The organism is Polynucleobacter sp. 39-46-10 (assembly GCF_002282275.1).
In genome coordinates this window covers 1-13,070 of sequence record NZ_NCJB01000100.1, presented here as the reverse complement: position 1 = coordinate 13,070, position 13,070 = coordinate 1, and the positions used below count along the sequence as shown (strand labels likewise).

Genomic DNA, 13,070 nt, shown 5'->3' with positions numbered 1-13,070 from the left:
TTTATAGCTATTGATAGGTTATAGTAAATATGTATACAAAATTAAGGCATTTCCAATGATGCTCACAACGCCCGCAAATACGCAAAACTTGCATGAAGCTACCTTCCTAAAGCTCAGAGCTTTATTAGTGGAGGGCGCCATTACGCCGGGAAGCAAACTCAATGAACGGGAGTTGGCAGAGCAGCTCAACGTGTCACGCACCCCTATTCGCGAGGCAATTCGACGCTTAGCCGCTGATGGCTTAGTTGAGCTGATTGCAAACCGCGGAGCAATTGCAGTGCAACTCAGCCGAGATGACATCCTGCACACCTTTGATGTGATTGCGAATTTAGAGGGCTACTCTGGAGAGTTAGCAGCACAAAACATAAACGATCAAGCGCTCATTGAGCTTGAAGCTCTCCAATATGAAATGATGGCCTCGTATGCTCGCAGAGATCTCTCAAGCTACTACCGACTGAATCTCAAGATTCACCAAGCCATTAATCAAGCGGCAAACAATCCCGTCTTAAGTCAGCTGTTTACCCAGGTCAATGCCCGCATTGAGGCACTGCGCTTTCGCTCGAATCAAGATGGCGTGAAATGGGAAAAAGCTGTTGTCGAGCACCAGGAAATGTTAGATGCATTAAAGGCACGTGACAGCGTGCGCATGCGCAAAGTCATGATGCAACACGTCATGAATAAACGTGATGTTGTTATTCAATTAGTTGACTCAGAATCCAAACAGAAAGTTGCGGCATGAACAAGCCACTCGATTTACCACTTCCAGACTTCGTTGCCAATAAGGCAGAGTTAGCCAAGCGCCTCAGGCAAGAAACCTCTGGTGAAGTCATGACAGACATAGCTAGTCGTGGACGCTACGCAACAGATGCTTCAATTTATCAAGCAATGCCTGTGGCTGTCTTTGTTCCTAAAACAGCCGAAGATATTGCAACTGCTATTCAGATTGCAGCTGATCTAGGGGTTCCAGTGTTGCCACGCGGAGGTGGTACTAGTCAGTGCGGGCAAACCACTGGCACAGCACTCGTGATCGACAATACAAAATACTTTCGCAAACTCTTGCATGCTGATCCAGAAAAAGCAACCGCAGTGGTTGAGCCTGGCATTGTTTTAGACCACCTGAATGCTGCACTCAAACCCCATGGCCTCTGGTACCCGGTAGATGTCTCCACTGCTGGTCAGGCAACGATTGGTGGCATGGCCGGTAATAACTCTTGCGGAAGTCGCTCTATTGCCTATGGAAACATGGTGCACAACGTTTTAGGAATTGATGCTTGGCTAGCAAATGGACAAGTGGCTAGCTTTGGAAATTACGCCAATAGTTCTGGCGCCGCAAAACAACTTGGTGATTTTGTAAAAGGTCTTGCCAATACCCTCCAACCAGAAATCGAAGCACATTTCCCCAAGGTATTACGTCGTGTAGCTGGATACAATCTCGATGTCTTTCATCCACAAAGCGAGCGTCCATATACCCAGGACGGTAGCGTCAATTTAGCGCATCTACTAGTTGGTAGCGAAGGTACCTTGGCTTATTTCAAATCACTTGAACTGAAGTTAGCGCCTTTGCCACAACATAAAGTACTTGGGGTAGTGAACTTTGTAAGCTTCTTCAAGGCGATGGATAGTGCGCAACATATCGTCAAGCTTGGGCCCACTGCCGTTGAGTTAGTTGATCGCACGATGATTGACTTAGCGCGCCACAACCCGAGCTTTAAGAAAACCATTGAGACTGCCCTCATTGATGCTAGCGGCCCCACTCCTGAAGCAATCCTATTAGTGGAGTTCTCCGGCGAAGCGCACGCCCCCTTGCTCGAGAAATTAAAATCGTTGCAGAGTTTGATGGGTGACCTAGGTCTACCAGGCTCGGTAGTGGCTATGCCTGATGCTAGTTTGCAAAAGAATTTATGGGAGGTGCGTAAGGCTGGTCTAAATATCATGATGAGCTTGAAGGGCGATGGCAAGCCAGTCAGCTTTATCGAAGACTGCGCAGTCCCACTAGAGAGTCTTGCTGAATATACCCAAGCACTCACAGACGTATTTGCTAAATACGGTTCACGCGGTACTTGGTATGCGCATGCTTCAGTAGGCACCCTCCATGTACGCCCTATCCTAGATATGCGCCGTGATGGCGCACAAAAAATGCGTGCGGTTGCTGAAGAGGCATCTGCATTGGTGCGTAAGTACAAAGGCGCCTATAGTGGCGAACATGGTGATGGACTTTGTCGCGGAGAGTGGATCTCCTGGCAATTTGGACCCAAGATTACTGAAGCGCTTGCAGAAATTAAACATGGGTTTGATCCAAATGGATTATTTAATCCCGGCAAGATTGTTGATCCACCCAAGATGGATGATGCAAGCAATTTCCGCTTTCCACCAAGCTACAAGGTCATTCCACTGCAACCTGCTTTAGATTGGTCCGCTTGGAATGTACAAAATAATCCTGTCACTGAAGAGACCAGCGCTCCCGGCACTGGTGGCGACCCTGCAATGGGCTTAGCTAAAGCAGTAGAGATGTGCAATAACAATGGTCACTGTCGCAAGTTTGATGCGGAAGTGATGTGCCCAAGTTATCGTGTGACTCGCGATGAAAAGCATCTCACTCGTGGTCGCGCTAACACTTTACGTCTCGCACTTTCCAATCAACTGGATATTAAAGACGAAAGTTCACCTCTTGGTAGTGATGCTATTAAAGAAGTGATGGAGCTCTGTGTCAGCTGCAAGGCCTGTCGCCGTGAATGTCCTACTGGCGTTGATATGGCGAAGATGAAGATTGAGTTTTTATCAGCATACAAAAAACGGGTTGGGCACTCATTACGAGATCTAGCCGTAGCCTATTTACCGAAATATGCACCTATCATTAGCAGCATTCCTGGTTTGCCTGCGCTACTTAACTTGCGAAATCACATTACTCCGATTGCTAAAGTACAAGAATGGGTGATGGGTATTTCTGCACAAAGAAGTTTGCCAACCTGGAAAGCCAAAACATTCTGGAGCGAGAAAAGCAAGCTCACACCATACCAATTTACGCCAGCAGAACTCAGTACAGCAGATGCAAACGGTCATCAGGGTGTGGTACTTTTAGCCGATACCTTCAATGCCTACTTTGAAGATGAAAACTTGCAGGCTGCACTAGCTGTTCTGAAGGCTGCTGGCTATCGCGTTCATATTCCACAAAAGAGCTTAGTAAAACAAGAATCACAAGCAGCCTCGAGCAACACCTGCTCTAAAGAATTTTGTTGTGGTCGCACTTATCTGGCAGCAGGCATGGTTGATAAAGCTAAAGCCAGCTTAGATGAATTAGTGAATCATTTAGCTCCATTTGCAGAAAAAGGGGTCCCGATTATTGGTCTTGAGCCTTCGTGTCTTTTCACGCTAAAGGATGAGGCTTTAGTCATGGGCTTTGGTGAGCGTGCAGTTACTGTAAGCAAGCATGTGCAACTCTTAGAGGAGTTCCTGGCTAGCGAAGCAAAAAGTGGCAAGCTCCAGTTGCAATTAAAACCAGCATCGCGCCCAGTACTATTTCATGGGCATTGCCATCAAAAATCATTTGCAGCCGTCACACCAGCGCTGGAGCTTCTGAAACTCATCCCCAATGCAGAACCCAAGCTGATCGAATCATCCTGTTGCGGCATGGCAGGTAGCTTTGGTTATGAAGCTGAGCACATTGAAGTGTCAAAACAAATGGCAGAAGCAAGCCTCTTGCCAGCAATTCGTAAAGCGCCAGATAGTTGGGTGGTTGCGGATGGGACAAGCTGTCGCCATCAGATTGCTGATGGCACGCAAAGAGAGGCTGTACATATTGCCAAAATTTTGGCGGCCCATCTCTAATCTATTGAATGGTTTACTTAGCGCATCACGCCGTAAGCGAGCATCAACAGTGTTCCAGTCAATAAGGCTGGAACGAGGCGGCGTGTTGGCTTAGAAACCATCACGCCAATACTGAGAACGCAAATCAGAATCCGAATCCATACAGGGACGGTTGCCAAGAGGCCAATGGGCATCAAAACCATTCTGACAACCAGAGCGGCAACCATCGCATAAGTTACCGCTGCAAGCCAACGAAAGATTTCGCTTTCTTGATTAATTTTTTTGGCGAGTAAAACGCCAATTGCTCGGCAAAAGTATGTGCCGATTGTGGCGCCAGCTAAGGCAATCCATAAACCCCAACCTTGAAGAGCGGCATTCATTAACCTATTACCCCCGCTTTCTTACGCAATACTTTGCGATCGAATAAGTAGGCAACAGTTCCCGCCACTAAGCCGGTAGTCAGCAAGCTTGTATCGCGATCCAAAATAAAGAAAAATGGCCCGAGAATAAATCCCAATCCGATAGCAATGCGATTAATCCAAGGGCCTACTTCAGTAAACGTGAGCAAAAAGAATAAAGGGTTGATGAATACCAAACCCAAGGTGATTGCCGGTGGCACCATGCCCGCCAGAAAATAACCCAAAATAGTGCCCGGCACAGAGATCAACCAACATAGCAAGCCAAGACCGATGAAATAGCTAGATCGATGCTTAGCTTCGATAGTCTGAAACTCGCGCATAGAGATTGCCCATGCAGTCATTGCTAAAAGATGAACGGAAGCGTAAAGACTGTGATTACGATCTTTTTCATGAAGCTGAGGAAAGAGTGTCACCGTCATAGTGATAAAGCGCGTGGACGTTAAAGTCACCGCCAAAGCTATTGCAATCACCGATGATCCAGTAATCGCCATCTCCAATAAAACTACCTGACCAGGTAACGCAAACATAAAGAAACTGGTGGCTCCAGTAAACCAAGCATCCATGCCATTGGTTTTACCCATCGCCCCAAATCCCACCATACCTGCAAATAAAACCATGGCTGGCGCCCCTGATGCATCCCGAATACCAGCCCAAAAAGCATCCCTACGGCTTTTAAAGCGCTGCGCTACCGAAGCCTCTAGAGCAATTTCACTAGGGTCTATAAACGGTTGGTCGGCAGATGACATGGGATGATTGTAAGTGAGATGAGATCAAGCTTTACTGAATAGATTCACAAGTCGAGCGCCCACTGAATATGCTCAGCCACTAGCGCATCAGCCGCAGGCAAGGCACTTGATAAGTCCTCACGGATCGGGCCCTTATCTACCTCGGGCACGCTACTATCAGCCAAAGCATTACCCATCGCTACAGCCAAGTTTCTGCGCCAGCGTGAATAGCCAATTCGGCGAATAGCGCTACCCTCATGGCGCTTCTCAAATTCATCTTCGGTCCAAGACCAAAGTTGCAAGAGGCTTGCTCTACCAAGCCCATGTCGCTCAGCAAAATCGGGCAAGGCCGTGCGTTGCGCAAACTTATTCCAAGGACAAATCAATTGACAATCATCACATCCATAAACACGATTGCCCATCGCCCTCCGAAACTCCACCGGAATGGCATCTGGATTTTCAATCGTTAAATAAGAGATGCAGCGTCGCGCGTCTAATTGGTACGGCGCCGTAATGGCTTGCGTAGGACATATATCAATACAAGATTGGCAAGTGCCACAATGCGCCTCTTCCTCTGTATCTATTGGTAGAGGAACATCCACCAAAATCTCACCCAAAAAGAATGTTGACCCGGATTCACGATTCAGCAACAGCGTGTGCTTACCTCGCCAACCTAAGCCCGCCTTACGAGCTAACTCCACTTCCATCAATGGTGCTGAGTCGGTAAATACACGATAGCCAAATGAACCAATCTGCTTTTCAATCCTCTGCGCAAATTCTTGCAAACGATTGCGCATCACCTTGTGATAATCGCGCCCTCGCGCATACATCGATACCACCGCTTGAGTTGGCTCGGCCAAGCGCTGCCACTCGCCATCAAAATCCATCGCGGGAGATAAGTAATTCATAGTGACGCAAATGACTCTGACAGCCCCCGGAACGAGCATGCTGGGATCAGAGCGCAAATCGGCATGTCTGGCCATGTATTCCATCTGACCGTGGCGACCCTGCTCTAACCACTCATGAAGTCTCTCCGTGGCCGATCCAAGATGGGTATCTGTAATACGCAAGCCATCAAAACCCAATTGACGAGACTGATCATTCAGCCATTCACGCAGATTGGTCTGGTCAACAGAGTTCGGTATTTGGGAAGAAGTCATTAGGAATACAGAATGTAGCTGAATAATTGAATAAACTAGGCAAATGGCTCAGAATTCATTTACTCAACATTGTAGGCAAGAAGTCGATACGACCGCTTTGGCTCAAAAGCTTGCCTCCAGTCTTAGTCGGCTGTTTCAAGTGGATCCTAACGCCCACCTCAACATCTCCCTAGAAGGTGATCTTGGGGCTGGCAAGACTACTTTTGCCCGCCATCTAATACAAGCCCTCGGATATGAAGGCCGAGTGAAGAGTCCGACCTACACCTTGTGTGAGCCCTACCCTATTCAAATCAAGGATAGCAACCCAAACACTGCAGCAAGCATCACCGCTCATCACTTTGACCTCTACCGCATGAGGGATCCACTGGAGTGGCAAGAGGCAGGTTTTGCAGAACATTTTGATGAGCCTGGATTCTGTTTGGTGGAATGGCCAGAAAAAGCTCAGGGCACCCTTCCCGCTTTTGATATTGAAATTCACTTAGTGGCCGGCGAAGAGGAGTCAGAAAGACAAATAGAACTCAAAGCAAACTCCGAGCTTGGGATAGTCGTTATAAACAGATTGCACCCCTAACAGAGATGAGTAAGCTCCCCATTAATTCCTATAGAAGAAGGCACCTCAGAACTTCAGCAAAGATTTTGGGACTCATTCTCCTCTTTGGCGAGGCAGAGATTGCTTGGGGCGCCAAGATTTTGGGTGTACGTATTTGGCCTGCAGAGGATTACACGCGTATCACGCTGGAGTCCGATAAAGCGCTTCCTATTACTCAACAACTACTCACCAACCCCGATCGTTTAGTAGTCGATATTCAAGGCATGGAATTCAATTCCACCCTGAAAGACTTAGTAGCCAAAGTCAAACCGAATGATCCTTACGTCTCTCAAATTCGGGTAGGTCAATTTCAGCCTGGCATGGTGCGCTTGGTGTTTGATCTTAAGGAGCCTGTCAAGCCTCAACTCTTCACACTAGACCCGATTGCGGAATACCAATACCGCATGGTGCTCGACCTCTATCCAGCGACTCCACCAGATCCTTTGATGGAATTGGTCAAAAATAGTGCCCGCAAAGAGAGCGCTCTAGAAAAAGCCAATGAAGAAATTGACTTAATTGCGCAGTTTGCAAGCAAGCAAGAAAAAGAGGCTCCAAGGGCGCCAGTAGCGCAAGCGATTCCAGATGTAAAGCAGCCCACTGCCCCAGCAAAACATAAGCGCCTCATTACCATTGCAATCGATGCGGGTCACGGTGGAGAAGATCCAGGTGCCATTGGTGCCATGGGATCCAAAGAAAAGCATGTTGTTCTCTCGATTGCTAAACTCTTACGCGACAAGATTGAAAACGATCCTTATATGCGCCCGTTTCTGACTAGGGATGGCGACTACTTTGTACCCCTTCATACTAGAGTGCAAAAAGCGCGGCGCGTGGAAGCTGATTTATTTGTCTCGATTCATGCAGATGCTTTTATTGAACCAAGAGCAAAAGGCGCTTCAGTCTTTGCCTTATCCCAAATGGGTGCCAGTAGTACAACAGCGCGATGGATGGCCAATAAAGAAAATGCCTCCGACCTCATTGGCGGCATCAATATTAAAACGCAAGATAAGCAGCTCGCTAACTTATTGTTAGATATGTCGACCACCGCCCAGATCAAAGACTCACTTCAAGTGGGCACATCGATTCTGAAACAAATTAGTGGGTTTGCACCCCTACATAAAGCCAAAGTTGAGCAAGCCAGCTTTGCCGTTCTTAAGGCCCCTGATATCCCATCCATTCTGGTAGAGACCGCTTTTATTAGTAACCCCCAAGAAGAGGCTCGCCTGAATGACGATGCCTACCAAGACCGTATTGCCGAGGCAATTTTGAGGGGAATTAAGGACTATTTCTCAAAAAATCCACCGGTTGCCAGACGGGCAAACGCGTAGCACTCTTGTAACTACAAGGCGCAAAGGGGAAAGTCGGCAAACCTGGGGAAGCCCAACCAAGTTCTTGCTATGCTATAATTTCTGTCTTACTGGGTCGGTAGCTCAGTCGGTAGAGCAGCGGACTTTTAATCCGTTGGTCGCGAGTTCGAATCTCGCCCGACCCACCAGTACTAAGAAACCCTCACTAGCAATAGTGGTCCCTTTTCTTTTGGTTAAATGGAATGTGCTGATAACTGTTAACTACAAGATGGAATCTTATAGCCCGTAATGAGTGGGGATAGACTGCGCTGGGTGACCGCAGCTTACCGTTGGCGACTATTGGTACTCATCACCTATTTTGAATTGCTTGGCAATTTCAACCTTAATTTGATTTCCAATAAGAATTGCTTGATCGGCAATAACTAGGAATTGATCTATGCCCTTACAGGTTGCGCCAGCCGTATTGAATGTACCGCCGGGTTTAATATCCTCTACCAAAGCATTTAAGTATCTATAAAACATAACAATCTTGGTCTGAAGCTCCGGAGCAAGCAAAGGCAACTTATCGATGTTGGCCTTATATAGAGGGTCGATTGCCTCAGAGATTTGAACCATATAGAAACTTGAAGTTGGATTAATCGAAATTACGTCCCTCAACCTCTTAAGCTCATCCAAATATTTCCTTTGATTAACAATCTCCAAGATGGCGCTAATCTCAGCATATATTTGATGTGCAACAGCCTGTTGATTTGCTTTTCTATCTCTCGAAGATTCCAGAGTCTTCACAATTAGTGGTGCCATGCCGCCCGCAAGCGCTCCGAGAACTGCAGCTATTACAGGAATCCAGGGATTTGATGGAGCGACTAAATCTTTCACATCTTTAAGTATGGAAATTGAAGCCTGAATACTTTGCATATCACTCATTTTTATATCTCAAGAAACCACAATCTCTTAAATCCTAAAAGACGACAAATCCATTTCTTCTCCACCACGTAAACGCATGGTGTACTGGTCGCCATCCACATAGATGAAGATATGCTTGTATTCACGACCATCTTCACGAACAGTCGAGCTGAGCTTTTCCCTTAACTCCTCCAGCTTGGCATAAGGGACTGCGAAGTTGACATCCAAGTCAACCATTCCGAAAAGCATATATCCGGAAGTAGCTTCGCTTAAGAATTGACGCTGAACCTCGTGATAAGCATACCAATAGAAAACCTCAGAACGAACATATCGCTTGGATATAGCGACTGCCGCATGGACATCCCCTCTTTGATCTGAGTACAGTGAATATTTTTTCTTAACTAAAACCTTGTCTAACTTGAGGCCCAATTCCTCAATGGCTAACTGCTTCTTCTGCTCAATTATTTCTCTAGGGGTAGTTTGAGGTGTGGCGTAAGTTTTCTGCTCAGGCTTATCTTGATAATCCAGCGGCTCACCTGCCCCGTCAATCTCCAAGTCTTTATCTTCGGCAGCAGTAAAGATCACATCAACGATCTTATCTATACGGGTATATTCAATAGGCTTGAGAATGGTATGAATCTTTTCTGTAACTTCTTTTCCTGAAGTTGATAAGTTCACTTCCATGAGCTTAATCAAGGCTTCAATACCAATAATCCTCATAGTCCAGGCGTGCTTAGAGCCCCTAACCTGAGCTTCTAGCGATTCGGTCTCGTCTCTGCCAATCACAATTAATATTGGCGAGTCATGGGGAACTCTGCCAGCCTCAGCCAATCGATCGCGATAAGTAGCAATGACATCTAACTTAATTGTGTAAGCGTTAGTAGTCTTAACTTCTATGACTAGACAATCAGATCCAGATGTCCAAATACCGTCATAGCCAATATCGTTACGAACACCTTGATATCGGCCGTTTTCCGCTGTGAAGCCAAGCCTTCCACCAATCTCATTAACGACATCCTGAAGCACCTGGCCGCTATTGGTAAAGGCATGGTCTGTGCAGTAAGTGGCATATTCAGCAAGTTTTTTGCTGTCTACCTCAGTGAGAAATTGCCTAAATTCGAGGGATGTTTCGCTACCGTCTTTGAGCTGGCCATCGCCCGCCATTTTGACGATAGTCTCAAGATTCATCTTTAGGACTGAATCTTTAGTGGCTTTCCAGATTTCAAGTAATGGCATATATGTATTTTTTAGGTATTTTCTACATATTACAAGGATTTAGGGTGGATTTAAGCTGCCCAGGGAAGGTCTAAGTGTCACTTTTCCGGACGCTTGCGATCTTATCTTGTCGAATAACTCCAAACCTGAGAAGATTATCTTAAAAATGATAAGGAAATTTATGAATATTCAGGAATTAATTGACTTAAGCAAATGGATTAAACGTGAAATTATTGATCGCCAGCTCCCCCAAAAATATGGGGCACTTCTTTCGGTTCTTCAGACCAATTCCCAGCCGAATCAACCAAAACAATCATTTGAAGTTCAGAAGGATGAGCTAATTGATACTCTTCTAACAATTAATACCGATAATTTAACTAAGGAGCAGCTGCAGTTCCTTGAAAAAATTGATCTTCTTCCCTTTATTGGGAAATCAGGAGTTAGTACTGTTGAAGACATCTTATACAAAAACGCAATAGATACAGCCACTGCAGCGCAGAAAATCCAAGAAATCATTCAAAAAATTAATGCTGCAATTGCAAAATTAAATCAAATTGAAACTGGTTTGAGTGATTGCATCGACTCCTCTGAAGTCGATCTTCATGGACAAATATTAATGAGAGTGACATTCAAAGGAAATGCTCAATTAGAAAATCTTACTGATTTTAAAAAATGGGGGGATACGTGGTATGACATAGGGAGAGGAATCGCTATGGCTCACAATTCTTCTCCTGAAGATATAAAGATTATTGGTGCAAGTAAAGGCTCAATAATATTAGAACTAGCTGTAGCGCAACTGATCGCTACCACTGTTGCAACCATTATTCTTTCGGCACTTAAAGTGGCTGAAAAAGTTTTGGATATTCGAAAAAAAGCCGAGGAGATTAGAGGGCTTAAACTCGCAAATGAAAAAATATCTCAAGAACTCGAAAAATCAGCTGATGATGAGAAAAAAATCGGTATAGAAGGAATTAAAAAGCAAATGATTGAGCAGTTAAATATCAGAGAGAATGGCGAAGGAGACAAAGTTAAGGCTCTTGATGTCTCTATAAGGGATCTCGTGACCTTTATTGAAAAAGGTGGCGATATTGATATGGTTATTCCCGAAGATAAGGGTCAAGAAGATGACATTAGTAATCAAAGCTTAAGAATGGCATTTAGCGAAATTCGCTTACTCGAGAAAAAAATAAATTTGCTTGAATTTCAAATCAAAGATGATAGCCTTGAATCTTAAGTTTGTTATTGAAATTTTTGATCAGGCATTTATTTAAAAGGAATGTTCGATGAGTAGATTTAAAGATATTCATGATGCATGGAAGCAAGGATTCACTGATGGATGGCAGTCAATTAAGAAATCTTCCATCCCTGGCATCCCTCCATTAGAAGATGGGGTGCCAGCGGGCGTTATCGATCAAAATGAGTACTACTACGAAAAGGCATACTCACTTGGGAGCGCAGCAGCGATCCAAGCAAATGCTGGAATAGTTAAACCGCGGCCAACTCCACCTGTCCAGCCTTAATCTTCTGCCTAGCCCGCTCAGCCTTAACTGCTTGCTGATCACGCTTTACACGATCCTTCATTGATTTAAGCCTGGCTTGCTCTGGGTTGAGTGGCCTTTGCGGGGCAATTTCATCAAATCTCATAGTTAACCTATCTGCAGGGGTTGATGTGGCACGTTGTTAGCACCAAATATGGCTTGAAACAGCTTATATGCCTGAGCCGGGTTTTGGGCGTAGAGAATAGTTTCCACCCACATCCCTGCTGCATTTACCGTTGCCTTATATCTTTTCATATAGATATTTAGCACATATTATTCTTCCATGTGACTCTAAGGGAACAAGCATGCAAAGCCAAGCATCTGACACAAAAGACATTCACGCTTTTGAAGTATTGATTAAAGATGTGACCTCAAGTCTAAATGATTTGAGAAACGCTGATGAACAGCATTTAAGAAGATCAACAATTAGAACTATTGGTGCTGCTATTGAGGGAATCATCTTTCACTTAAAGAATATTGCATTAAACCAAGCCACAAGTTTTCCGGAACTGTATTCTGATTTAGAGGTTGCCGCCCTAAAAGAGGAGACATACTCAGTAAACGAAAATGGAGTTGTCCAGAAAAAAACTATGCTTATTCCTTTAAAGACAAGTATCAAGCTTATTGTGAAAATAGTAGATAAAGACACCAAGTCCCTTCATGAAAAAAGTTTTAATAACAAAGGGTGGGATGCGCTAATTGCAAATATCGAAGTAAGAAATAGAATTACTCATCCAAAAAAGATTGAGGATCTCGCAATTACCAAAAAAGAGGTAGATCAAGCAATAAAGGCATTTCACTGGACTTTAGCTTTGGCGCTAAGAACCGGCGATTCAGTAAAAGAAAACCTGAAGTCTCGCGTAATCTCCCTAGAATCCAAAAGAAAGCTTAGTTCACATAAAAAGAAACTGCCGATACCTAACGCTTAAACCCACCTCTCAACCCAGCACTAGCTGTCTCGATTTGCTCATCTAGCTCCCCCGCCTCTACTGCTGCTTTAATAGATTCAAGGGCTTTAATTAAAGCTTCGCCGCTAGCTACTTCAACACTGGGCTTGCCTTTAGCTAGTTCCAGCGTCCAGCTGCCATATTTCACGGCGACACAGACTTTCCCTTCTTCACTTTGAAACCACCATGGCTTAATGCGCTTAGGTACTTCTACTTGTTTGCGTATCCCTGTTTCACGATCCTTTACGGTCTTGTACTTCATGACTACAAATGGGGTTCCATCCAGCTGACTTTTAGCTAGCTGGATCTGCTCCCACAATTTTGATCCTAGCTTATTCCTGCGGATAACGATTGCAGGCATATTGCGGGGCTTTTTGACTGCGACTAGTTTGAGATGACTTAATTGGCTCATTTGAATTCTCCTCTGTGGTTAATGGGCTCATTAAGTGTGTTTTCGATCTGATAT

At 45.1% G+C, this 13,070-nt stretch carries 14 protein-coding genes and 1 tRNA gene; 8 read left to right on the top strand and 7 right to left on the bottom strand.

The features are described 5' to 3' along the window. The first annotated feature begins 55 nt into the window (after positions 1–55). A complete protein-coding gene (locus tag B7X71_RS09335) occupies positions 56–739 on the top strand; it encodes a GntR family transcriptional regulator (protein WP_293597926.1) in 684 nt (227 codons plus the stop codon). After that, a complete protein-coding gene (locus tag B7X71_RS09330; RefSeq protein WP_293597925.1) occupies positions 736–3,825 on the top strand; it encodes an FAD-binding and (Fe-S)-binding domain-containing protein in 3,090 nt (1,029 codons plus the stop codon). Before B7X71_RS09335 ends, B7X71_RS09330 begins: the two co-directional genes overlap by 4 nt. 17 nt (positions 3,826–3,842) lie before the next feature. Here the strand turns inward: B7X71_RS09330 and B7X71_RS09325 are convergent, their stop codons facing one another. From B7X71_RS09325 to queG, 3 genes are read right to left on the bottom strand one after another with little or no spacing between them, the layout of a single operon-like run. Continuing rightward, the gene (locus B7X71_RS09325) at positions 3,843–4,184 is read right to left on the bottom strand and encodes an AzlD domain-containing protein (RefSeq protein ID WP_293597924.1); all 342 of its coding nucleotides are present in this window, start codon (positions 4,182–4,184) and stop codon (positions 3,843–3,845) included. Then, positions 4,184–4,969 carry an AzlC family ABC transporter permease gene (locus B7X71_RS09320; protein ID WP_293597923.1) on the bottom strand — a complete coding sequence of 262 codons (786 nt, stop codon included), beginning with the start codon at positions 4,967–4,969 and terminating at the stop codon, positions 4,184–4,186. The genes B7X71_RS09325 and B7X71_RS09320 overlap by 1 nt, the downstream gene beginning before the upstream one ends. 44 nt (positions 4,970–5,013) lie before the next feature. Further along, positions 5,014–6,108, bottom strand: a complete 1,095-nt coding sequence (gene queG / locus B7X71_RS09315) for a tRNA epoxyqueuosine(34) reductase QueG (RefSeq protein ID WP_293597922.1) — start codon at positions 6,106–6,108, stop codon at positions 5,014–5,016. A gap of 43 nt (positions 6,109–6,151) precedes the next feature. On the opposite strand from queG, the gene tsaE reads away from it, so the two are divergent. The 3 genes from tsaE (at position 6,152) to B7X71_RS09300 (ending at position 8,189) form a co-directional block, all read left to right on the top strand. Beyond that, positions 6,152–6,679 carry a tRNA (adenosine(37)-N6)-threonylcarbamoyltransferase complex ATPase subunit type 1 TsaE gene (gene tsaE, locus B7X71_RS09310; RefSeq protein ID WP_293597921.1) on the top strand — a complete coding sequence of 176 codons (528 nt, stop codon included), beginning with the start codon at positions 6,152–6,154 and terminating at the stop codon, positions 6,677–6,679. 5 nt (positions 6,680–6,684) lie between these two features. Continuing rightward, a complete protein-coding gene (locus B7X71_RS09305) occupies positions 6,685–8,022 on the top strand; it encodes an N-acetylmuramoyl-L-alanine amidase (RefSeq protein WP_293597920.1) in 1,338 nt (445 codons plus the stop codon). Between the two features lie 91 nt (positions 8,023–8,113). Then, a tRNA-Lys gene (locus B7X71_RS09300) sits at positions 8,114–8,189 on the top strand. Positions 8,190–8,337: 148 nt separating this feature from the next. On the opposite strand, the gene B7X71_RS09295 is transcribed toward B7X71_RS09300, so the two are convergent. Both B7X71_RS09295 and B7X71_RS09290 read right to left on the bottom strand, forming a co-directional pair. Continuing rightward, positions 8,338–8,925 (bottom strand): hypothetical protein, encoded by a 588-nt coding sequence (locus B7X71_RS09295; protein ID WP_293597919.1) that lies wholly within the window; start codon positions 8,923–8,925, stop codon positions 8,338–8,340. Positions 8,926–8,952: 27 nt separating this feature from the next. Beyond that, the gene (locus tag B7X71_RS09290) at positions 8,953–10,140 is read right to left on the bottom strand and encodes a hypothetical protein (RefSeq protein ID WP_293597918.1); all 1,188 of its coding nucleotides are present in this window, start codon (positions 10,138–10,140) and stop codon (positions 8,953–8,955) included. Positions 10,141–10,300: 160 nt separating this feature from the next. Between B7X71_RS09290 and B7X71_RS09285 the strand changes: the two genes are divergently transcribed. Together B7X71_RS09285 and B7X71_RS09280 are read left to right on the top strand one after the other, a co-directional pair. Then, positions 10,301–11,353, top strand: coding sequence for a hypothetical protein (locus tag B7X71_RS09285; RefSeq protein ID WP_293597917.1), 1,053 nt, complete (start codon positions 10,301–10,303; stop codon positions 11,351–11,353). Between the two features lie 49 nt (positions 11,354–11,402). Further along, a complete protein-coding gene (locus tag B7X71_RS09280; protein ID WP_293597916.1) occupies positions 11,403–11,639 on the top strand; it encodes a hypothetical protein in 237 nt (78 codons plus the stop codon). Here the strand turns inward: B7X71_RS09280 and B7X71_RS09275 are convergent. Continuing rightward, a complete protein-coding gene (locus tag B7X71_RS09275; RefSeq protein ID WP_293597915.1) occupies positions 11,605–11,763 on the bottom strand; it encodes a hypothetical protein in 159 nt (52 codons plus the stop codon). The two genes, B7X71_RS09280 and B7X71_RS09275, sit on opposite strands and share 35 nt — an antisense overlap. 199 nt (positions 11,764–11,962) lie before the next feature. On the opposite strand from B7X71_RS09275, the gene B7X71_RS09270 reads away from it, so the two are divergent. Further along, entirely contained in the window at positions 11,963–12,586 is a 624-nt protein-coding gene (locus B7X71_RS09270; RefSeq protein ID WP_293597914.1) for a hypothetical protein, read from the top strand. On the opposite strand, the gene B7X71_RS09265 is transcribed toward B7X71_RS09270, so the two are convergent. Next, positions 12,576–13,016 (bottom strand): DUF6641 family protein, encoded by a 441-nt coding sequence (locus B7X71_RS09265; protein WP_293597913.1) that lies wholly within the window; start codon positions 13,014–13,016, stop codon positions 12,576–12,578. The two genes, B7X71_RS09270 and B7X71_RS09265, sit on opposite strands and share 11 nt — an antisense overlap. Positions 13,017–13,070: the final 54 nt, after the last annotated feature.